Source organism: Candidatus Eremiobacterota bacterium, assembly GCA_031082125.1.
Classification (GTDB): domain Bacteria; phylum Vulcanimicrobiota; class CADAWZ01; order CADAWZ01; family Ess09-12; genus Ess09-12.
Genome location: JAVHLM010000002.1, coordinates 324,424 through 346,623, shown reverse-complemented (window position 1 = coordinate 346,623; position 22,200 = coordinate 324,424). Strand labels below are relative to the sequence as shown.

Genomic DNA, 22,200 nt, shown 5'->3' with positions numbered 1-22,200 from the left:
CCTTCAGAAGCTGCTCATGATGGCGTAGATGGGCATGAAGGCCGCAAGCAGGATGGTAAAGGTCACACCGCCAAGGATCACGATCAGGACAGGCTCCAGAATGCTCGCGATATTTGCAAGGAAAAGGGTCACATCAATCTCGATGAGGTCGGCAAGCTTGTCGATGGTGAGGGGCAGCTTTCCTGTCTGCTCGCCCACGACCAGCATGTTCACAAGGACCTTGGGGAAGAACTGCGACTCCCCGAAGGCCTGGGAGAAGTTCTTCCCTTCGTCAACGCCCCATATTATCTTCTTCATGATGGCCTCGCTGAAATAGACATTCTCTGCCACCTCATCGACCAGCCTGAGGGCCAGCACCGAGGGTACGCCGGCGGCAAGCAGCGTGGAAAGCACGCGGCACATCCTTATGAGGATAACCTTCTTGTAGAGCTTCCCGAAGGAAGGTATCCGGAGCTTCAAGCGCCCCCAGAAGTACTGCACCTTCCTGATGGTCCTAAGTGTTCCGATGGCATAGACGATGACAAGGAATATGATTATCACGCCAAGGATATAGCGGATGTCAGTGGTGCAGCGCCCTACGAATATAAGCCCCTTCGTGATGAGGGGGATTTTTTCGCTCCCGAGGATGGAGCTTATGGAATCAAGAAGAGGGGTGAGATACCGCGTGAGGAGGATCACGATAAAGAAAGCCGTGATGGTGACGAAGATCGGGTAGGAAAGGGCAGCCTTTATGCTCTGAATGAGCTTCATCTCCTTCTCCTCATAGAGCGCCAGGCTCTTCAGGATATCGGGGAGCGTGCCGCTCATCTCGGCAGTCCTTATCATCCCTATGTGAAAGGGCGTAAAGAGGGTGGGGAACTTTTCAAAGGCCGCGGTGAGCGTCGAGCCTCCCTCGAGATCCGCTTCAACGCTCGAAAGGATCCTGTCGAGGGCCTCGTCGGAGCTCTGCTGGCGGCAGACGCGGAGGGCTTTCACGATGCTGAATCCCGCCGAGATAAGAGTAGAGAGCTGGGAGTAAAACTGCACCAGCACCTGCTTGTTGACATGATTCCCTTTCACAAGCCTTGCAAGGGCCTTGAAGCTCACCATGGGAGTCCCTCCGGGAGAGATCCTTTTCTCTTCCCCCATGGCAATTCCTCTTTCCGGACAGGCGATGGGCCATGAAAAAGGTCCCCGGGATTTCCCGGGGACCCTGTGAGCTGACGTTTACCGCACCTGATCTGCCGGTGCTAGCCCAGGTTCTTCCTGTCCCTTATCACCACGACTCCAGCGAGAGCCGCTATGAGCAGGAGCCCCCATGCAAGGTGGGCCTGGCCCTTTGGGCTCTGCAGGGACTCGCTGAATGCCATCGAAGGCGAGCCTGAGGGCTGGACGCTCGGCGAGGACTGGGGCCAGAGGCCCGTGGCGAAATCGCCCCACTTGGTGTCCTTGGAGGAATCGCAGGTTTTGTAATTCGAGGGAATAGTGAAGTTGCCGTTGTAAGGGATGAGCACGCTCAGCATGCCGCACTGTATCCAATAGGGCGTATAGCCGCTCGATGCGTTCCTGTAAAGGAATAGCTCATTTGTTGCCGTCCCGTAGCCGATGGCAGTCATGAGATTCGAGGCGGCGGTCTGGAGCGATGAGGGAAGATCGCCTGTCGATGTCACGCTGATGAGGTAGGCGAAGGCTTCAAGGTCATTCAGGTAGGCATAGAAGTTCTGCTCCGGGTCGTCAAGACAGTACCGGGGCACATTGGTGCTTATCTCGCGGAGCTTGCCGAGATACTTGGGCTGCGTCGTATTCATCATGGCATTGTAGCATTCAAGGGCAAAGGTGGAGAAGAGCGACGAGATGACAGACATCTTGTTGATATCAAGGCAGATTATGCAGTGCTCCACATAGGTCTTGTAAGTGCCTTGGTTAACCTCTTCTCCCGGCGGCATTCTCGAGACATGCTGGTTGAAAGAGTCCTGGGCAAGCCCTATGGCCATGTCTTTCACCGATGCCGTGTAATTGTTCGTTATCCTGTTAAGGAAAGTGTCATAGGGCTGGAAGGGGATGCTTGCCGCGTCGAAAGTATACAGCCCCCATATGGAGGGCGGAGAGGCGATGCAGTAATCCACGGAGCCCATCATCTCATAGACGGTTTCATATCCTCCCGCGAGACAGAGGCTCATGACAAGAATTTCCACGTTCTTGCCGCTCGAGCTCTTGATGGAGGCAAGAGCGGTCTTCAGCTGGGGAAGGGTAATCTGATTGCTGGTCACGTCGTCAAAACAGATGTCACGGGAGCCGCTTTCAATGATGAATTGTCTCTTCCCCTTCCCGTAAGCAGGGCCGCTCCCATGGTTCCATATATCCACTACATAATGGTCGGCAGGGTAAAGGGTCATCGCGCTCTGCACAAACTGCACAAAGGTCTTGTAATCCCCGGAATCTACATTGGATCCCAGATCCTGGTAAGGCGAGTAGAGCACTTTGTAATTGGGATCTTTGATCACGTAATAAATCTTGGAATTCTGGCTCGGCTCGTCCAGGAATGCCACTACATTCACCGCAGTGCTGGAGCCTACCACCTCCATCTGGTCGATGACATTTTCCGCATAGGGAGGATAGCCTGATTGCGCTGCACCCAGGCTGTTGTCCGCGGCGATATAGCAGATATAGGTCCAGGGCTTCTTTGCCGGCGGTATGAGACACGCCTCATAGCCCTGCGAAGTCGCCAGGGTAACACCTTCAGAGTCGGGCTCCACATTGTCAACGGTGAGGGTGCTCATAAGCACGTCGTTCTCGTAAAAAGAGAGCGTGCAGGCATATCCCACGGTCACGTCCTGGAGCTCAAAGTACCCTTCGGAATCAGAGACCGCCTCGGCATTGGTGTTGGTACCCCTCACCTTGATGCCCGATTTTGCCACGTATCCGGGAGGGAGATTTGTGATCTGCTTTGCCACCACGATGTCACCGCGGCCTGTTGCAGAAGGCGAGTAGCAGTAGCCGCCCACCGTGCCCGTTGATTTATTCCAGCCGTACTTGTTGCCTGATCCGCCGCTTGAATCGCCTCCGTATCCGCCGCACCCCATGGGCCCTGCAAGCAGGCATACCGTGAGGGCCAGCACCAGCAGCATTCCTCCCCAGAGTAAAGTCCTCTTCTTCATTCCATACCTCCCTTAAAGTTTTACGTCACCCGGGGCAGAGCCCGGGGAAAAGTCTCGCGGCATTACCTGGTGAAAAGCACCACCCCCCGCGGGTAAATGAAACGATAAAAAAACATGCTTATATTCAACAGAAAAGGGAGGGTTCCTTCAGGAAGGCGCGGCTATTTCCCGAGCCAGTGCTCGAGCCACTTCCTTATCGTGGCGAGGTAGAGCTCAAGGTTCAGGGGCTTTGAAATCCAGTGTCCCTCGTCGGGGAAATAGAGAAACTGCGAAGGGATCCCCTGCCTCTGGAGCGTGGTGAACATGGCCATGCCCTCGGTGACGGGCACCCGAAAGTCCTGCTGCCCATGGATCACAAGCGTGGGCGTCTTTATCGACGCGGCAAAAGAACTGGGGGACCATTTCTCGTACTGGCCGTCTGAACTCCAGGGAGGCCCTCCGAACTCCCACTCGGGAAACCAGAGCTCATCGGTGGCGCCGTATTTGCCCGTAAGGTTATAGCACCCGGCTATGGATATGAGGCACTTGAAGCGGGTGGTGTGCCCGGCGATCCAGTTCACCATATAGCCGCCGTAAGATGCTCCTGCAGCGCCCAGGCGGCTCTGGTCTATGAAGGGATAGCGGGATACGAGAAAGTCCACGCCCGACATAAGATCTTCATAGGGCTTCCCGCCCCAGTCCCTGTTGATCTCGTCGCAGAACTGCTGCCCGTAGCCCTCGCTCCCTCTCGGGTTGATCTTGGCCACGACAAAGCCGCACGCTGCAAAGACCTGGGGGTTCCAGCTTGCCCCGAAGGTATCGCCCCACATCTGCTGGGGGCCCCCGTGGATCAGGAGCACCAGGGGGTATTTCTTCCCGGCGTCAAAACCGGGCGGCTTGATAAGAAAGCCGTGGACCCTGGCGCCTCCTGCGCCAGGATAGGAAAATTCTTCGGCCGCTCTCATGGCGAGCCTGGAGACAAGACCCTGGTTGAGAAAGGTGAGTTCCCTTGCCTCGCCACCGCGTGATGGAGCCGTGAATATCTCTGCAGGCCGCGCCGAGCTTTCCCTGAGAAAGTAAAAACGCTTCCCGTCCGGTGAGAGGGAAAAAGAGTGATTGTAAGAGCCTCCCAGAAGCTTCTGCGCATCGTTTCCTTTCGTGGAAACCCTGTACAGTGAAGAGTATCCCTCATCCATGGCGGTGAAGTAAAGGCCCCTGCTGTCCGGAGCCCAGATGACCTCATCGACGGAGCGGTCCAAGGGCTCCGTGAGGTTCCGCACTGTCCCTGTGCCCCTTTCATAAAGCATGAGGCGGTAACGGTCCGATTCGTAGCCCGCCTTCATCTGCGCCCTGTAAGCGATAAAGGCACCATCAGGTGAATAGAGGGGCTGGTTGTCGTTGGCTGCGTTGGCGGTAATCCTTTTGGCCTTGCCTCCTGCTGCAGGGATCACGAAGAGATCATTGTTGGTGCTGAGGGTAAGCATCTTGTCGGTATTCGCCGTGTAGCATATCTCCCTTGAGTCGGGAGAGAAGCAGAAATCACGCCTGCCGCCAAGGGCAAGAGGCGGCACATCAGAGTCAGCGCCGGCGGTAAGATCGCGCTCCGTCCCCCCGGCGGCGGACACGATGAAGAGATGGCTTCTTTTTCCATTGCGGAAATGATCCCAGTGGCGGTAGAGAAGGCTCTCATAAACCTTTGCCTTGACGCGTGAGGCTTTCTCCTCCTCCAGCTTCTTTTTCTGTCCCTCGTCACCGGCGCATTCGGGATAGACCGTGGACGTGAAGAGGATATATTTGCCGTCAGGTGACCATAGAGGGTCTGCCGCGCCGGTGCTGAGCTTCGTGAGCTGCCAGGCCTCGCCGCCGCCGATGTCAATAAGATAGAGCTGATCCTTCCCTCCCCTGTCGGAAACGAAGACGATTCTCTTCCCGTCGGGAGACCATGCGGGTGATCCATCCTTCCCGGAGCCCTGGGTAAACTGCCTCACCATCCCGCCGGCAGCCCCGGCAATCCACAGGTCGCTGTTGAAAAGATTGGCTTCCAGGTCCGCCCGTGAGACCACGAAGACCAGGCGGCTCCCGTCAGGCGATACTATGGGGGCGCTTATTCTCCTGAACTGCATGAGCGTCTCAAAAGTGAGCACCTTTCCCTCGCCTGCCCAGGAAAATCCCGTCATCAGGAGAAACAGCAATATTCCCAGAACTCTCCTCATATCATCCTCCTTGGGGGCTCAATGGGGGACGCTGTTTACCGTCCCATGAGAGGAGCCCTTGTGGTCACCTCGTAAATCCAGAAAGTCTTTGCCGTAGTGACGACATGATATATGGTTTCCGCAATATCTTCCGGCTGAATCATCGAGCTCCTCGCCTCCGGAGAGGGCTCCGAACCCATTGTCCTGTGAAAGTCCGTATTGGTGGAGCCTGGCACCACCACAGAGATCTTCACGTCAAAAGGCTTGGCTTCCAGGGCCACCGACTCGGCGAAGCCCATGAGGGCGAATTTGGAGGCGCAGTAGCCTGAAAGGCCCGCGATGCCGTTCTTCCCGGCGCCTGATGAAACATAGACGATATGGCCGGCACCGCGCTTTTTCATAAGGGGAAGGATATGCCTGGTAAAGAGGAAGGGCCCCCTCACGTTGGTGGCCAGCATCTCGTCAAAGCGCGCCGGCGGGAGATCTTCTGCAGCACCGCGGTATCCGACACCGGCATTGTTCACAAGCACGTCAGGAGCACCCCACCGGTCTGCCACGTCGCTCACCACGTGGCGCACTTCCTCCTCCTTCCCCACGTCGGCGCAGTAGGAAAGAACCTTGACCCCGCCGCTCTCGAGGGTGCCCCGAAGGCGCTGGAGCCTCTCCTCCCCGCGGGCAACAAGCACAAGGGATGCCCCGGCAAGGGCAAAGCGCTTCGCCGCTGCAAGGCCGATTCCTGAGCTCGCTCCCGTGACAAGCACAATCCTGTCTTTCATGGCATTATCCCTCCATTGCTGCCCGGCCCCCTCCCCGAAAAAAAGAAGCACCCTGTGGAGCTTCTTTAAGAAGGGACATGGGTACTGCCGCTATTTTCTCGGCTTGGCCTGCGTTTCGGGGAACACTTTCAGGATCACCTCGGCAAGCTTCCTGGTGCAGGTCTCCAGAAACTGGAGGTGCTTCTGCTCGTAAGCGCCTATCCTCAGGCGGTTGTCCACATAAATAAGGCCTACAAGCCCGCTCTCTATGAGAATGGGAACACAGGCAATGGAACGAAGGCCTGAGATCACGACGCTCGACTTCTCGGAAAACCTCGGGTCATCAAGGGCATTGGAGCTCATTACCGACTTTTCTTCCTCGTACACGTTGTTTATCACGGTCTGGCTCACTTCAGCGGTGGTGAAGAGCGTGTCGGGGTCTATGTTGCAGGCGGCAAAGACATTGAGCTCGTCAAAATTTGAATCATAGAGCATGATAAAGCCCCGCTCCGCATCAATGGCCTCGACAATGTTCTTGAGACAGTCCTCAAGAATCTCATCAGGGCTCTCAAGAGTCTGCGTGCTCTGATCCATAAGCTGGTTAATGCGCGATATATCAAGATTTTCTTCGTCCATTCAATCCTCCTCTTTCAGCGTCATTCTCTCTATAGTTAGAGTGTGTTATTCACTTTCAACAAGAGAAACCCTTCTTTTCACCAAGAATTTTTCATAGCCTTCCCTCTACTGAGAGCACTGCAGAGCATGAGAGGATTTCTGCCTTCACAGCAAGAAAATATTATTGACAATGAAGCGGGGAGAAGAGAGACAATCCCGGCACAATGCCTGTATTCTCAAAGCATGATTCACCGGAAGGCTTATGACATTACAGCGCGATATAAAAGACATAAGGCGTTTCTCAACGGGCACCTATGGTGAGAAGGAATTCATGGGACGCCATGATTATGGCTCTCTCTCGGTGCCCTGGGACAAGATAACAAGCCTTTATATGCTCAACCTCCAGAAAAAGGATGAGAAGACCGATCAGCCCTTCCTTATCTTTACCGTGCAGGCCGAACAGGCAGTCCATCTTATCCCGGCACGGCACTTCAACTACAGAGAGTTCTTCTCCGGAAAGCCCCCGAGCGATATCAAGAGCACCGACGATCCTTTCAGGGCCCTTGTGGAGCTCTTTACCAGGAATTGCGCCGCGTGCTACAAAGATATCTCGGTGAGAGACTTCCTCAAGGGAGGCTTCTCCTTCGTGCCCAAGGTGAAAAACATCTGGGAAATCCTTGAATACCGCGAAACTGTAGAGGGCCACGAAAAGGAAGAGGAGTCATTCAAGGAGGAGGAAAAGGAAGACACCGTCAAGCTCAAGGTCTGGACGCCCGGAGAGTTCATAGAAGAGCGATACGAGGTGCTCAAGCTCTTCAAGGGCGGCATGGGCGTCGTCTACATCGTGAAGGACGTGGAATCCTCGCAGCCTTATGCCGTCAAGATGTTCCAGGAACAGTTTCTCTGGGACAAGAAGGTAAACGAGATGTTTTTTCATGAGGCCCAGATATGGATTGAGCTGGAAAAGCATGAAAACATCGTGCGGGCTTACTTCGTAAAGACCATCCAGGGATGCCCGGCCCTTTTCCTTGAATATATCGATGGGGGCGACCTGGAAGGCTACCTGCAGGAGGGAGCCCTTGAGGTAGAGGCAGCCCTCAGCTTCGCCATACAGTTCTGCGCAGGCATGGCTTATGCCCACGAGAAAATGGGCATAGTGCACAGGGACATCAAGCCCGCCAACTGCCTCATTGACAGGGATCTCACCCTCAAGATCACCGATTTCGGCCTGGGAAAAATACTGGATCCTGAAGAGGGGGAAGGGAAAGCCGCTTCCAAAGCCGCGGACGATGAAGAGACCCAGGGAACCTTCGCTTACATGGCGCCGGAAAGCTTCAAGGCCGGGGGAAAAATAGACACGAGGGCCGACATCTATTCCTTCGGGATCATGCTCTACGAGATGCTCACCGGCCAGAAGCCCATACCGGGCAACGACATGATGGAATACATGAAAAACCATGCCACCTATATCGCCCCTCCGCCCGGTGATATCAGCCCCGACGTGCCCGCAGATCTCGAGATTGTCGTGATGCGATGCCTGCAGAAAAACCCCGCCATGCGCTACGGAAGCTTCAGGGAGGTGGAGCAGGCCCTCCAGCTCATCTTCAGGGAAGTGACGGGGACCGAGATGGAGGCAGAGCAGGCCGCTACGGAGCTCACCGCTGAGGAGTGGGGGAACAAGGCCCTCTCACTGGCGGCCCTGGGCCGCCACAATGATGCCCTCAAGCCCTTTGACCGCGCCCTGGAGCAGATGCCGGAAAACGCCGCGCTGTGGGCCAAAAAAGGAGAATCCCTCGCGGCGCTCTCGCTGCACAATGAGGCCATCCAGTGCTTTGACAAGTCGCTTCTCATCGACCACCGGCTCGCGCCCACATGGATAAGCAGGGGAAACTCCCTCTTCCTCCTCAGGGATTACGAGAAAGCCCTTTTCTGCTATGACAACGCCCTCAAGGTGGACCCTGAAAATGCCGAGGTGTGGGCCAAGAAAGGGGCTTATTACAACCTTATAGGCTCGCAGCAGGAGGCGCTTGAGTGCCTTAACAGGGCCCTCGCGTCCAACCCCAGGCTTGGCGACGCCTGGTACGAGAAAGGTCTCTGCCATATCGCCGCCGAAGAGTTCCATGTGGCGCTGGAATGCACCATCAAAGCCCTGGAGCTGAACCCTCTCTCAAAGGATGCCTGGTTTCTCAAGGCATCCATCACTTATCAGCTGAGAGATTACGAGGCTGCCATAGAGAGCTTCTCCAAGGTCATGGAAATGGACCCCCACGATATGAGGGCTCCCATGGGCAAGGCCGATTCACAGTTCCTGCTGGGAAAGTTCCATGACGCCCTGGCAACGCTTGACAAATTCCTTGCCCTCGATGCCGCCAACGACGAGGCTCTTGAGGCCAAGGGCGACAACCTCTTCATTCTCGGAGAAAAAGAAGAGGCCCTGCGGTGTTACGAGCTCATTCTTGCCAGGTCTCCCCGGCATGGCGGCGCCCTTTACAAAAAAGGGATCATACTCCAGGAGCTCTATTATTTCGATGAAGCGGGAAAATGCATGGAAGACGCCTTCCTCGCAAGGCCCGGCGACCGCCTCATCGCCTATTACCGGAGCGCTTTCAGGCAGAACGTGGTCATGCTTCACAAAGCTGTTGAACGGGAACGGGAACAGCTTGGAAAGGCCGTGGCCGACCTCTTCGCCACCGCCTCCGAATTCTCCATCCAGGTGGAAGAGGAGAAAAAAGGCCTTCTGGGCATGTTCAAGAAAAAAGAGAGCGAGGTGCCGGAGGACCTCAGAGCCAGGGCTGTTGAAGCCCTTCAGAAGGAAGACTATGACAACGCCCTCAGGAATTTTGCACGGTACCTGAGAATAAGGGGAAATGACAGCGGGGCATGGGAGCAGGCCGCGGAAATACTGGCAAAGCATGAGAACCTGCCTGCCGCCGCCATGTGTTACAAGAAAGCCCTCACTTACAGCTCCACCGTTGCCGGGACCTGGGAGAAGCTTTTCAAGATCCTCCGCGCACTCCCGGGAACCCGCTCTGAAGCCCTTGCCTGCGTGCAGCACCTCATTTCCCTCGCTCCGGAAGATATGACCCTCAAAATCAGGGAGCTTGCCCTCATGGAGGAGATTGGCCTTGCCTGCCTGATCCAGCTCAAGGCCCACAGTCTTCTCAATGGGCTTGACGGCCTTGAGGAAACAACACAGATTCTCAAGTACAGGGGCATTCTCATGGCTCTGCTGGGGCGCCTGAAAGATGCCGTCAAGATTTTTGACTCTGCCCTCAAGAAGGACCAGAAGGACATCTTTTGCCTTATCCAGAAGGGCGACGCCCTCGCGAGGATGGGAGAGAGGCAGGCGGCCCTCAAGTGCTTCATGACAGCCTCAAAATACCGGCCCCAGGAAGCACAGATATTCTTCTACCAGGGGATCACCCATGAAGATCTCAATGATCTTGAAAAAGCCGTGAAATGCTATGACCTTGCCCTCAAAAACCGGCCGGACTATGAGCTTCCCCTCATCAAGAAGGGATTCTGCCTTTACAAGAGCGGCCAGGGAAACGAGGCGCTCGAATACTACAACAAGGTCCTGGAATCCAACCCCGATTCAGCCAACGCCTGGGAGGCCAAGGGCCTGGTCATGTGCTTCCAGAGGCGCTTCAACGAAGCGAAATGGTGCTTCGAGAAAGCCCTTGAGATCGAGGGGGCACGGGTCAGCACCCTGAAAAACCTTGCCCTTCTCCTTTACCGGTTGGAGTCTTACAAGGACGCCGTCACTACCATTACAAGGCTTCTTGCTTTGGACAGCCTCCAGGAAGAGGCCCTCTCGCTGAAGGCACTCTGCCATTTCATGCAGAATGAGCCTGAAGAGGCCCTGGCAAGCTGCGAGCTCATTCATGAGGTCTCGCCACGGAACGTCAACGGATGGATAAACAAGGGATATCTCCTCGACCGGCTCAGGCGTCCCCAGGAAGCCCTCGCCTGCTTTGAGCGCGCCATAGAGCTCTCCTACAAGACTCCCGAGGCCTTCATCAACAAGGGGATCATCCTCTGCAAGGTGGGCCGTTTCGAAGACGCCATTGCTGACTTGAAGATCGCCCTCTCGCTGGACAGCAAGAATGCCTTTACCTGGTACAATATGGCCCTCTGGTACGCGAGAAAAGGCAAGTTCGAGGACAGCCTCAACGCCTTTGATACCAGCATCGCCTGCGATTATACCCTCATAGATGCCTGGATCGACAGGGGGATCACGCAGTATTTCCTGAAATTCCACGATGAAGCCTTTGTCATGGGGGAAAAGGCCGCGGAGATAAATGCAAAGTACCACAAGGCATGGTTTCTCCAGGGCCTTGCCCTGGCCGGTCAGGAGAAGCACGGGAACGCCATCAAATTCTTTAACCGCTGTCTCGGCCTCAAGCACGACTATACTCCGGGTTATATCGCCCGGGCCCTCTCCCTGGAACAGCTCGAGCGGAAAGATGAGGCCGCAAAGGACCTGGATAAGACGATAGAGCTCCTCGAAGAAGAGGCCCGGCTCACGGGGAAAACGGTGAGCAATGAAGATATCAGGAACCTCATGACCCTGAACGGCCTCCTGGGCAGCCCCAGAACCATCGCCATGGAGTTCGACTTTTCCATCCAGCAGGCCGGCCTCATCGTGGCAGAATAGGCACTCCCGTGGAAAAAATTCTGAAAATAGCAGAATCCTGCGCCCATGTCACTGCAAGACCCGAGCATGTTTTCATCAGCGAGAAGGCCCTTGACGGCATAGCCGAGAGGATGGCCCTTGACAAAACTGCTCCGCCCCCATGGGACAGGGAACTGCATTTTTATGACGGCAGCGGGAAGACTCTCATGTATGTGCTGGTGCTCGATGCTCTTAATTTCTGCTTTTTCCCCGACCCCGGCGCGCCGCGCTGGAAAGTCCCATGGCGGGATAGATGGCTTGACGGTTACTGGGCCCTCGCCGCTGCCCTCACCTGCGCATTCCTGAAGGGCATCCCCCTCTGGGATCCCCTCTTTCTCTCTACCCTCAGCGAAGAGGCACTCAGGGAGGTTCTCGGCGGCACGGCGGAAATTCCCCTCTTCAGGGAGCGCCTCCAGAACCTGAGGGAAGCAGGCTCCGCCCTTATCACGCATTTTGACGGGTCTTTTGCCGCGCTGGTGGAGTCGGCCGGTCATGACGCTCTGGCACTGGCGGGAGAAGTTGCACGGCACTTTCCCTCCTTCAACGACGAGGCCCTTTACCGTGGTGAAAAAGTGTATTTTTTCAAGAGGGCCCAGATTCTGGTGAGCGACCTTGCCGGAACTTTTTCCGGCAGGGAATGGGGCTTCTTTCACAACCTTGAGCGCCTCACTGCCTTTGCCGACTATAAAATCCCCCAGGTGCTGAGGAGCCTCGGGATCCTCTCCTATTCCGCACCACTGGCCAGTAAGGTGGACACCCGTATCTTTCTCCCGGCAGGCTCTCCTGAAGAAGTAGAGATAAGAGCTGCCACGGTCACCGCCGTTGAGCGCCTGAAGGAGCGCCTGAATGAGAAGGGGAGGCCCCTGAGCGCATGTGAAATTGACTGGATTCTCTGGCAAAAGGGACAGGAGGGGAGCCGCCTCCCCTACCACCTGACACGGACCATCTATTACTAGAGCCGGGCACCTGCCTTCGGTGACACGGAAAAGAGAACGAAGGGGCTCCACGTGGAGGGATCCTTTCGGTTCTCGGGATTCCTGCCAAGCCACATCCTCACGGCCTCATCCGGTGTGGCTCCGTCGCGAAGCGCCTTGAAGAGAGCTGAAAGAAAAGTTTTTCTTGCCTGGGGAGAAGCACCTTCCCTTGCAAGGAAGACCTCAGCGCTTCCCGCCCGGCAGAACGATCTGACGAAAAAGAGCATATCGCCCTCATTTCTTGTGCTCCCGGGAGGGCTGTAGAGAGAGAGCACCACAAGAGGCGGGGATGAGGGAAGCGAGAGGATATCAGAGGGAAGAAGGAGGCCGTCGGCGAGTGTCAGCCCGGGAAAACCGTTCCTTCGCAGAGTCCATGTAGCAAGAAAAGCGAGGCGCGAATCTTTTAAGGGGGGGATAACCCTGTCACGGCGCATCTCCCCGGCACTCAAGACAATCCTCGGGGCACAGAACGGCGAGACTGCCGCAAGCTCCTCCAGTGAGGCGGGAAGGGGCGGAAGAGCCGGGGACTCACCCAGGGCACACAGAAGAGAGGCAGTCATCCCGGCCGGGGAGCCGGGGACCCTGTAAACAAGTTCGGCCGTGGAGGGCACAATGGTTACCGTCGCCTTCGTCCCATAGGGCACACCCTTTGAATCCACAAGCGCGGTAAAGGGAAAGGAAATAAGGCCCGCATCAGGCACAAAGAAAAGAGGGCTTTTTGCAGCGGCAATCAGGCTCACTGCACCTTCTGCGACACCCCCCTTCGCCGGATCAAGGATCCTTCCCTCGAGAGTGTCGCTGTCTATATACCAGCAGTATGACCTCTTCCTGCCGGTGAAAAATTCCAGCAGAGCCCCCGAGGGGGCCAGGGAAAAGCGGATTTCCTGAAGCGAAGGGACTACCGGGGCCCTTTTCGTGCCGGGAAGGCTCCTCTCAAGGAAGAGGCCAAAATCAGTCTCCTTGCAGAGAAGACAGTAATAATAAGCCTCCTCCTCTCTTCCCCCGTCCATGAGCAGCATGATGAGGCTCTCGAAAATATCCCTTCCGGGAGAGGGGAAAAGGAGGGCCTCATCAAAAGGGAGCCTTCCTCCCTCCTCGCCGGCGGCGGCGACTGCCTGCCGGTAATTAAGCACTGCTCCCTCAGGGGAGCCATGGGACTGGAAATACGCGCCCTCACGCCAGGCAACAAGAGCCCTGAGGCTGGGATCGCCGGCGGTATATCCCTCGGCCTCGCGGAAAAGGGGAAGGGCTCTTTCGGGCTGAAGGAGGTCCCCCCGGCAGGTGCCTTCAAAGGCCAGCGAGAGGCCCTCAAGGAAAGGCCAGGGACGGGTCCGGGCCGCCTCTCGAGCCCTGTGAAAATAACGGGCCCCTCCCGCATTATCCCCTTTCCCGGCAAGAGCCCTGGCGGTCTCAAAATAAAGAAGGCCCTCATGGAATTTCCTGCAGAGGGTGGCTTCCTTGTCACAGGAGCGCAGGGTCTCCAGAGCCTCATCATAGCTCCCGAGGTCAAGCTCAAGGGCCGCCATGTAAAGTCCCGCCATTGTCCCCTGAGGACTCCTGGCCCTTGCATCCTTATAAAGCGCGAGGGCCCTCGATGATTCACCAAGAAAGGCCATTACCTTTCCTGCCTCGCAGAGAGCCCGTGCCTGACCGTTCCTGTCTCCTGCGGCCTCATAGAGGGCGGAGGCTTTCATAAATTCGTCGCAGGCTGAATAATAAGCCCCCTTTCCCGCCAGATCGGCCCCATGGAGGAAAACCTCTTCCGCTTCCGGCCCTGAAAAGGCGGGGCCGGTGAGCAGAAAAACAATGAAATACAGTAAGAGGAGTCTTAAAACGCTGGATTTCATCTCTCCGCCTCGCTGGTCTCAAAATCCCTGAATCCCGCGGCATTGGGTCCCGCGCTGCAGGACAGGAAAGAATAGCTTTACCGGGGGAAGCGAAAAATCCTCCCCAATTCCTGGGAACATATTGCATATTCGCGGGCACCATGCTATAATGTATCAGGTTTTTTTCAAAACGCCTTACAAGCTGCATGGAACCTAAGTTTCACGGGATAAAGGAGGATACACGTGCCTGCCGCCAAGAAATCACCATCAGAAAAGAGAATCAAGCAGTCAGAGAAGCGCCATGACAAGAATGTGGCCGCCAAATCAAAGGTGAAGACCGCCTTCAAGAAGACCGAGGCCGCTATAGCCCAGGGAAAGAACGAAGAGGCAAAAGTGCTTGCCAGGGAAGCCGTTGTGACCATCGACAAGGCCGCCTCAAAGCGTATTGTCCATAAGAACAAGGCAGCCAGGAAAAAATCCAGGCTTGTAAAGAAGCTCAACACTTCCGCCAAGCCCTGAGGATCCCCTCAGCCCTTTCCGGATCGAGGCACTGGATCCTCGCCCCGCGGGAGTGTGGCGATATTTCTCTTCCGGCGCTCAATAGCCGAGCCTGTGGGCGATGAGAAGATGGACCACCCCGGCCTGTTCCTCATGCCATTTTCTCATGACCCGGACTCTCTCCCGCACTTCTCCCACGTAGGCCTCGTCTTTCAGTGACGAGAGGTTCAGCTCCACGTTGGCAAGAGCGCCCTTGAAGGCCGCCTCGGCAAGGAAAAATCCCACGGCTGCATCAGACATGCAGCTTTCACGGCAGAGCGCAATGAGCTCCTGGCCCCCCTGCATAAGGGCAAGGCTGTTTTCCGCCGTCCTGAGGGGAACCTCAGTGGCCCTCCTGAGAGCCGCCTGAATCTTCACGCTCCGCGCCTTCCTCTCTTCCTCGCCGTCCTTGGGAAGCCCGTAGGCTTCCATGACTATCCTGAAGGCTTCCGTATCCTCGTCGATCAGGGAAACTCCCTGTTCCCTGAGAGGGACAAGCTTCGCAAGAAAGGGATCTATGAGCTCCGGTACGTTTTTATAAGTGATGCGCACGGCCATCTCGAAGAGTCCGACAGCCATCGCCCCCCCGAGGGCGCTGGCCGATCCCCCGCCCGGCGCCGGCGAAGCAGAGGAAAGAGCTTTCAGAAACTCACTTACGGTCTTGTCTTTTAACATGGCTGCTCCTTCACTGGAATTCTCCAAGCCCCGATGGGCTTCATACCCCGGGGCGGGCCACAGCTCCCCTGGTAAAGACCATGGAGCCCTTTTTCATTACATGGCTCACCATGGTGACGCCAAAATGATAAAGCCATTCCCGGTAGTCCCCGCAGTCAATGAAGACCATGTCAGCCTGTTTCCCGGGCTCAAGGCTCCCCACGAGGTGGCCTTTCCCGAGGGAATGGGCTGAATTGACGGTGGAGGCAATGAGGGCTTCGCCCGGTGCAAGCCTCATCTGCAGCACCGCGAGAGCCATGGCCATCGGCATTGACTCCGAGAGGCAGCTCCCCGCGTTGAAGTCGGTCCCCAGGGCGACGGCCAGACCGCTGTCAATGGCCTCGCGCGCCGGGCCGTACTCGTGAATGTTGAGGAAAAGCTCGGTCCCCGGCATGAAGACCAGGACCGTAAAGAGTCCCCTCAATGCCTCAATATCCTGGCTGGAAAGGCGGAGGAGGTGATCGCATGAGACAGCCCCCATGCGTGCCGCCATAAGGGCGCTCCCCCGCGAGGAGAACTGTTCCGCGTGGATCTTGAGCCCGAGGCCGAGATCCCGGGCGGCACAGAATATCTTCTCTGTCTCCTCGAGAGAGAAAGCCCCCTCCTCGCAGAAGACATCCACAAAGGCCGCCAGTTCCTGCTGTTTTACCGCAGGGAGCATCACGGAGCATATCTCGTCAAGATACCCCCCGCGGTCTTCGCTGAACTCCGAGGGGACCGTGTGGGCTCCCAGGAATGTGCTCACCAGCTCCAGGGGATGGCGCCGTGCCCCTTCCTTGAGGATGCGGAGCTCCCGCAGTTCCTCGGAGGCTGACAGGCCGTAGCCGCTCTTTGCCTCAGCGGTGGTGGTGCCATGCATGAGCATCATGTCGAGCCGGGGAAGAAGAAGCTCCAGCAGAGCCTCGTCAGAGGCTGCACGGGTGGCACGGACCGTGCTCAGTATCCCGCCGCCCTGGCGGTGAATCTCCAGGTAAGTAGCCCCTTGCGCACGGAGAAAATACTCATCAATCCTTGTTCCGGCAAAAACGGGGTGGGTATGGGCATCAACAAGGCCGGGAATGACAAGAGCCCCTTCAATGAATCCCTCGGAGGAGACCTCAAAGGATGATTCGATCTGCTGCGGCGTCCCCACCGCCCTTATGATCCCATCCCTGACGGCCAGGGCGCCAGGCGCCAGGACCGCCACGTCCCTCATTGCCGCTCCTTTGCGGGGCGCGCCCCCGGGGCTGCAGGTCACAAGCTGCCCGGCTCTCACGATGACATCGACACGCTCTTTCATCGCAACCTCCCGGAAAGGCTGGTACTGCTAAAGGTCCATCAGGTGGGTCTCCAGAATCTGTGCGGTCTGAAACTCCTCAATCCTGAGATAGAAGCGGGCCACCTCCACGAGGGCTTCCAGCGGAAGAAGGCCAATGACCTCGCTCCCCACAGGGTGGACGCCATACCGTGTCGCCTCGCTCTTGACCATTTCAAAGACCGTGTAGACAGCGCTCTTTGAAAAGTCCGTGAGGTTCATTGAGACCTGGGCAATATTTCTCTCCTTGAGCATGACTCCAAGCGCCTTCACATAGGCAAGCCCCCCCGATCGTGCCCTTACCCTCTTTGCAATCTCCTTGGCAATCTTGATGTTGGAGGTGCTGAGGTTGATGTTATAGGCGATGAGGGCCTTCCTCGCACCTACCACGGCAGCGCCTGCCTTGGGATGAAGCCTGGCTTCGCCCACATCAGGCTTGCGGCCTTCCAGCGAAATCTCGCGCTTGAGGACTTCATACTCACCTTTTCTTATGTCTGCAAGGTTCCTTCTCTCGGGCTTTGCCGCCGATTCCTCGTAAAGATATACCGGGATGCCATGGCGCTTCCATATCTCGGAGGCCACCTCCTTTGAGAGGGCTACACACTCCTCCATGGTGCACCGGGCAATGGGAACAAAAGGCACTACATCACAGGCTCCAATACGGGGATGCTCTCCCCGGTGGCACTCCATGTCAATATGCTCCGCGGCATATCCAATGGCATTGAGGACTGCCTCTTTCACCGCCGCCGCCGACCCGATTATGGTATAAACGGTCCTGTTGTGATCCTTGTCAGGCTTGCAGTCAAGCAGTTTGCACCCCGCGACGGAGCTGAACTTTTCTGCAATTCCCTTTATCACCTCATCCCTCTGTCCCTCGGAAAAATTTGGTATGCACTCTACGATTGCCTCTGCCACGCGATTCCTCCTTCCGGGCTTCCCGGCGGACGGGTAGGGCCCGCTGTTTCTCACTGCCTGAGAAGCAGCATGATGCCTATTCCCAGAGCTGCGAGCGTGAGAATGAGATTGAGCACCAGGGCCGCCCATAGAGCGCCGACGGCGCCCTTCCAGGGGGCTCCTTTCACGAAATCATCAGCAAGCAGCTCATCGGAAGGGAGGGCCTTCTCCCTGTCCTGCTCAAGGTGGCGCAGAAGCTCGCTCTCCTCTTCCCTGGTGAGCTTGAGGGCCATGGCAAGCTTTTTCGCCACCCTGTCAGAGGGGAGATACCTCCCTGACTCCGAGAGATATTTTCTTGTAAGATCAATCGATATTCCCATTGAACTTGCAAGGCCTTCCAGAGAAAGATTTCTCTCCTCCATCTTTCTCCTGAGAAACTCACTTACCAGAGATGCCATAAGCTTCCACCCCCAATAACTGCATAAGCCTGTAATTCTAGAGCATCACCTTCAATTCCTCTGATCAAAGAGCTGTCAGCATCACGCAAGCCCTGCACTCCCGAAGCGTGAACCTGCTCCCGGAAGAGCTCCCGGGGCAAGAAAGGGCTTGAGGCTCCGGGGAGAGAAATATCAATGGCTTTTGAAAATCATACCCCTCTGAGGGAAAGACCAGAAAGGAGCCCACCTATGGCAGAAAATCCCGGCGGCACCCCATCTCCTGAAAGCGACATCTCTCTCGATGAACTGATGCCTAAAGATGTCTATACTCTTGTGAGATACCTCATCGCTTCTCTTGCCCAGCAGTCATGGATATTCATGGGCCTTCACATGAACCCCTTTACCAAGACCACAACAAAGGACCTCACCCAGGCAAAGCTTGCCATCGACTGCGCTCAAGCCCTCACGGAAAAGCTCGGCCCATGGATGGAGGAAAAGGAGAAAAAGGAATACCAGGCACTTCTGCAGACCTTGCAGATGAATTTCATTCAGCAGAGCAGCCAGTAATGCCTTCAGTCAATTGAATATATCCCCATGTTGTAAAGGGCTTCGGTGAGATAGGGAGGAAGGACCGACGAGAGCGGCGGCGCCGGAGGCGGCTTCAGAAAGGCATCAGGGCCTTTCAGGAAGACCTCATCCTTCTCCTGGAACTGGAGCTTTTCCTTTTCATCGCGGAGAAAAGCGTTGACCTCTTCCTGGTACATGATAAGCTCCTGGGCTTCCCGGGATGCATCCTCGACGTTCTGGTGCTCATCATCCATCTTGCGGAGCTTCTGCATCTCGTCATCGGCCTGGGCTCTCATTTCATCGGTGGGGAGATCGACTTTCCAAATCTCCTCTTCCTGGGTTCTCTGGAGATTCAGCGCCTTTTTCTGAGTGAGGAGTATCATTTTCTGAAGCTCGCTCTGCACCGAGGGGTTACCAAGCTCATTCCTGTTGTTCTGCAGAAAATTCATGATCTGCTGTTTCTCATCCTGCAGAAAGGTCTCCTTCTCATTGGTATGCAGGTCGCTGAGGGCCTGGCGGGTTGACGCCTCGAACTCCTGGCGGGAAGCGCGCTGCATCGCATCCTCTCCGCCCTCCATGAGCGTAGGCTGCCCCTGCTCGTTGAGAAGCACCTTGGCCTGCCCCTCTTCATTGGGTGCAGTCTGATACGAGTGGGACTCAAAGAATTTCTCTTTCATGTCGTTGAGCTTCTGGGCGAATTCATTAGTGGCGTTCTCCCTGGCCTGCATGTGGGCAAACATCAGGGACCTGAGGCGATCCATCGAGCTTGACGGAAAGGGGGGAGCCTTCCCCATGAGGACAGAGCCGTCAAAGGGCGAGTCTCCATGGGCATCTTCGGCAAACCTTCCTACGCCGATACGGGCGCCCAGGGCATCAAGATGGCCGCGTGACCCGATTCCACGGCTCGAGCCCATCATCATACCAGAAAGCGTTCCCATACCCACTGAGTTCCAAAACTGCATTGCCATACCTCCTTAAAAACCGGGCCTCACCGGCGGCGGCCACGGTACAGAATTACTCTTACTGAAAATTATAGCACTTAATTCAGACAAAATCAAATGAGAGCACCTTATGCAGAGAGGGCCACGAGGGTGGCATAGGCGGCTTTCAGCGCCCTTGCCCTGTGGCTTATCTGGTTTTTCTCCCGGGGCTCAAGCTCGGCAAGGGTCCTGCCGAAATCGGGGAGCCAGAATATGGGGTCATAGCCGAACCCGTGGGCCCCGCTCATCGCGCGGGCTATGGTGCCTTGCAGCTCTCCCTGGAAAGTGGCCACCAGGCCGTCAGGCCGGGCAAGGGCCACCACGCAGACGAAGCGGGCTGCCCTCAGGCTGTCGTCTACGGATTCCATCATTTCAAGAATTCTTATGTTCCGCTCGGTGAAGGTCATGGCGGGATCGATGAAGCGGGCGGAACTCACTCCCGGCTGCCCGTCAAGATATGCGATCTCAAGGCCCGAGTCATCGGCAAGCGCAGGCATTCCCGCCTGGGAGGCATAAAAAAATGCCTTTTTTCGGGCATTTTCCTCGTAACTGGCATATCCTTCCTCTACATCGGCAATCCCGGGAACATCAAAGGCCGTCTTTATCACAAAAGGCACACCATGGAGGATTGTGGTGATTTCTTCTATCTTATGGCGGTTTTTTGTTCCAAGGAGCAGCTCTCTCACGGGCGTCACGGTCAGTCCCTGAGCTCCTTCAAATGGCTTACTTCCGACCATTTTTCGTCAATCTGCCACTGCGTCGTCTTTATCTCCTGGCAGAGCGCCACAAGATCCTGGCTCTCGAGCTGGTTCTGGCAGTAAAGCTCATAGACTTTCCTCGCAAGGGTCCTCATATCCCGGTCTTTTTTCTTGCGAAGGTCGTTGATATCTATCTTGAGGCGCTCCACCTTGAGCGTCCGCTCAGCCTTCTTTATGGCAAGCTCCTTGCCTTTCTGCGCGATCTGCTTCCCTTTCTTCACCTGCTCGCCCAATCTGTCAAGAAACGACATGACTTGATTCCTCCATTAAGGCTTTTTATTCCTATGAGAATTCTCTCCTCCATTCTCCATCTCCTCTTTCAGGATCGTGCAGAAGACGCACTTTTCAGGGAAGTACCGCAGGCAAAGAGGGAAAAACTCCCTCAAGGAAGAAAAACATTTCACAGGAATCACCGTGGAATCATTATGCACAAGCTTGACCCCGGACTTTTTCACCTTTTCAGCATGGAGGGCACCCACCTCCTGATAGGCTTCAGGGGAGGGCTTTATCTTCTGGATGATGGCATCTATGCTGCCCTCTGCCGCAGCGAAGGCTCACCAGACCTCCGCGGTGAGAGCCTCTCCGAGTTTGACCGGGAACTGGCAGCCATTGAGCGTAAAGAGAACGATACCGAGCTCTCTCCTGAAATTCCGGGAAGAACCTTGAGGGCCCTCTGCCTCAATGTCACCTCAGACTGCAACATGCACTGCAGTTACTGCTTTGCCAGGAAAAAGGACACACCCCGCGACATCATGGACTTCCCCACGGCGAAAAGGGCCATCGACTTTCTCTTTGAGCACTCAAGGCAGGGTGCCTCGCTCCAGGTGGATTTTTTCGGAGGGGAGCCCCTCCTCAATTTCGAGGTCATCGGCAAGACCGTGGAGCATGGTCGGAAAAAGGCCCGCAAATCTGGAAAGGAAATCAAGTTCACCGTCACCACCAATGCCACCGTCCTCACGGACGCCATCGCCTCCTTTCTTGACAGCGAGGATTTCTCTGTCATCCTGAGCATTGACGGCCCCCGGGAGCTCCATGACCGCCACAGGCCTTTCCTCAACGGCAGGCCCTCGTGGGAGGAGGTCCTCGCATCGATAAAGCGCTTTCTCGAAAAACGCCGCTACCGCAACTATTACCTGAGAGGCACCTTCACCCCCTCGGGCCTTGAGCTCACAAAAATCGCCGAGTTCTTTATCTCCCATGGCTTCAGGAACTTTTCCCTCGAGCCTGCAAGGGGAAAAGATGAGGAGGTGTGGGCCGTGAACATCTCGCACCTCACGGTGCTTGAAAGGGAGTACGAGGCCCTTGCCCGGATGGCCCTCACCTCCTCAAGGGAAAAGAGGCCCTTTGAATTTTTCCATTTCAAGGTGTATCTTGATTCCCCCCTCTGCGCGGCACGAAGGCTCACCGGGTGCGGCGCCGGCGTGGAGTATCTCTCCATCACGCCGGGCGGGGAAATATTCCCTTGCCACCAGCTCCAGGAGATCGCTGATTTTTCAATGGGCTCCCTCTTCTCACCGAGAGTGAGCCCGCGCTTCGATGAGCTCCGCCAGACCTTCCTGGATGCCACTGTGCTCTCCAAGAAGCCCTGCAGGACATGCTGGGCCCGCTATTACTGCAGCGGAGGCTGTCATGCCAATGCCCTCCTCTTCAATGGAGACATCCTGAAGCCCGATGAACTGGGCTGCGCCCTTCAAAAAAAGCGCCTGGAGTGCTCCCTCTGGTTAAAGGCCCGGGAGCGCCAGCAGGCAGGCGCCCATGAAAAGAGGGAACATATAATTGAAAATGGGATTGTTTTGTGATATATTTATGGTAAGCAAAAAGCGGTCACTTTCCCGGCAGGTGCCCTGGCCACTTGCCTGGTTTATA

18 protein-coding genes are annotated in these 22,200 nt (G+C 56.2%); 5 read left to right on the top strand and 13 right to left on the bottom strand.

Going from position 1 to position 22,200, the window contains the following annotated elements; all coding sequences use genetic code 11:
* Positions 1-3: 3 nt before the first annotated feature.
* The 5 genes from RDV48_03860 to RDV48_03840 form a co-directional block, all read right to left on the bottom strand.
* Positions 4-1,128 (bottom strand): type II secretion system F family protein, encoded by a 1,125-nt coding sequence (locus RDV48_03860; protein ID MDQ7821912.1) that lies wholly within the window; start codon positions 1,126-1,128, stop codon positions 4-6.
* Between the two features lie 101 nt (positions 1,129-1,229).
* Positions 1,230-3,137, bottom strand: a complete 1,908-nt coding sequence (locus RDV48_03855) for a clostripain-related cysteine peptidase (protein ID MDQ7821911.1) — start codon at positions 3,135-3,137, stop codon at positions 1,230-1,232.
* 161 nt (positions 3,138-3,298) lie between these two features.
* Positions 3,299-5,329 carry a S9 family peptidase gene (locus RDV48_03850; GenBank protein ID MDQ7821910.1) on the bottom strand — a complete coding sequence of 677 codons (2,031 nt, stop codon included), beginning with the start codon at positions 5,327-5,329 and terminating at the stop codon, positions 3,299-3,301.
* A 35-nt stretch (positions 5,330-5,364) separates the two neighbouring features.
* On the bottom strand, positions 5,365-6,084 hold the full coding sequence (locus tag RDV48_03845) for an SDR family oxidoreductase (GenBank protein ID MDQ7821909.1): 720 nt from the start codon (positions 6,082-6,084) through the stop codon (positions 5,365-5,367).
* Positions 6,085-6,174: 90 nt separating this feature from the next.
* Entirely contained in the window at positions 6,175-6,699 is a 525-nt protein-coding gene (locus tag RDV48_03840) for a GAF domain-containing protein (GenBank protein MDQ7821908.1), read from the bottom strand.
* A gap of 241 nt (positions 6,700-6,940) precedes the next feature.
* Between RDV48_03840 and RDV48_03835 the strand changes: the two genes are divergently transcribed.
* Complete coding sequence (locus RDV48_03835) at positions 6,941-11,335, top strand: tetratricopeptide repeat protein (protein MDQ7821907.1); 4,395 nt, start codon at positions 6,941-6,943, stop codon at positions 11,333-11,335.
* Between the two features lie 8 nt (positions 11,336-11,343).
* Positions 11,344-12,309: a queuosine salvage family protein gene (locus RDV48_03830; protein MDQ7821906.1), complete on the top strand. Its 966-nt coding sequence runs from the start codon at positions 11,344-11,346 to the stop codon at positions 12,307-12,309.
* Here RDV48_03830 and RDV48_03825 read toward each other — a convergent pair.
* Positions 12,306-14,174, bottom strand: a complete 1,869-nt coding sequence (locus tag RDV48_03825) for a CHAT domain-containing protein (protein MDQ7821905.1) — start codon at positions 14,172-14,174, stop codon at positions 12,306-12,308. The genes RDV48_03830 and RDV48_03825 overlap by 4 nt on opposite strands.
* A gap of 222 nt (positions 14,175-14,396) precedes the next feature.
* Here RDV48_03825 and rpsT point away from each other — a divergent pair, with 222 nt between their 5' ends.
* Entirely contained in the window at positions 14,397-14,672 is a 276-nt protein-coding gene (gene rpsT, locus RDV48_03820; protein ID MDQ7821904.1) for a 30S ribosomal protein S20, read from the top strand.
* Positions 14,673-14,750: 78 nt separating this feature from the next.
* Here rpsT and RDV48_03815 read toward each other — a convergent pair whose 3' ends face one another.
* The 4 genes from RDV48_03815 to RDV48_03800 are packed head-to-tail and all read right to left on the bottom strand — an operon-like array spanning position 14,751 to position 18,050.
* Complete coding sequence (locus RDV48_03815) at positions 14,751-15,365, bottom strand: cyclodeaminase/cyclohydrolase family protein (protein ID MDQ7821903.1); 615 nt, start codon at positions 15,363-15,365, stop codon at positions 14,751-14,753.
* A gap of 40 nt (positions 15,366-15,405) precedes the next feature.
* Positions 15,406-16,683 (bottom strand): imidazolonepropionase, encoded by a 1,278-nt coding sequence (gene hutI / locus RDV48_03810; protein ID MDQ7821902.1) that lies wholly within the window; start codon positions 16,681-16,683, stop codon positions 15,406-15,408.
* Between the two features lie 27 nt (positions 16,684-16,710).
* Positions 16,711-17,613 carry a glutamate formimidoyltransferase gene (gene ftcD / locus RDV48_03805; GenBank protein ID MDQ7821901.1) on the bottom strand — a complete coding sequence of 301 codons (903 nt, stop codon included), beginning with the start codon at positions 17,611-17,613 and terminating at the stop codon, positions 16,711-16,713.
* Positions 17,614-17,663: 50 nt separating this feature from the next.
* On the bottom strand, positions 17,664-18,050 hold the full coding sequence (locus RDV48_03800) for a helix-turn-helix transcriptional regulator (GenBank protein MDQ7821900.1): 387 nt from the start codon (positions 18,048-18,050) through the stop codon (positions 17,664-17,666).
* 228 nt (positions 18,051-18,278) lie between these two features.
* Here RDV48_03800 and RDV48_03795 point away from each other — a divergent pair, with 228 nt between their 5' ends.
* Positions 18,279-18,596 (top strand): DUF1844 domain-containing protein, encoded by a 318-nt coding sequence (locus RDV48_03795; protein ID MDQ7821899.1) that lies wholly within the window; start codon positions 18,279-18,281, stop codon positions 18,594-18,596.
* Positions 18,597-18,601: 5 nt separating this feature from the next.
* On the opposite strand, the gene RDV48_03790 is transcribed toward RDV48_03795, so the two are convergent.
* From RDV48_03790 to RDV48_03780, 3 genes are all read right to left on the bottom strand, one after another.
* Positions 18,602-19,558, bottom strand: a complete 957-nt coding sequence (locus RDV48_03790) for a hypothetical protein (GenBank protein MDQ7821898.1) — start codon at positions 19,556-19,558, stop codon at positions 18,602-18,604.
* Between the two features lie 107 nt (positions 19,559-19,665).
* Positions 19,666-20,271 carry an RdgB/HAM1 family non-canonical purine NTP pyrophosphatase gene (rdgB, locus tag RDV48_03785; protein MDQ7821897.1) on the bottom strand — a complete coding sequence of 202 codons (606 nt, stop codon included), beginning with the start codon at positions 20,269-20,271 and terminating at the stop codon, positions 19,666-19,668.
* Between the two features lie 2 nt (positions 20,272-20,273).
* Complete coding sequence (locus RDV48_03780; protein MDQ7821896.1) at positions 20,274-20,585, bottom strand: hypothetical protein; 312 nt, start codon at positions 20,583-20,585, stop codon at positions 20,274-20,276.
* A 174-nt stretch (positions 20,586-20,759) separates the two neighbouring features.
* On the opposite strand from RDV48_03780, the gene RDV48_03775 reads away from it, so the two are divergent.
* Positions 20,760-22,133 carry an SPASM domain-containing protein gene (locus tag RDV48_03775; protein MDQ7821895.1) on the top strand — a complete coding sequence of 458 codons (1,374 nt, stop codon included), beginning with the start codon at positions 20,760-20,762 and terminating at the stop codon, positions 22,131-22,133.
* Positions 22,134-22,200: the final 67 nt, after the last annotated feature.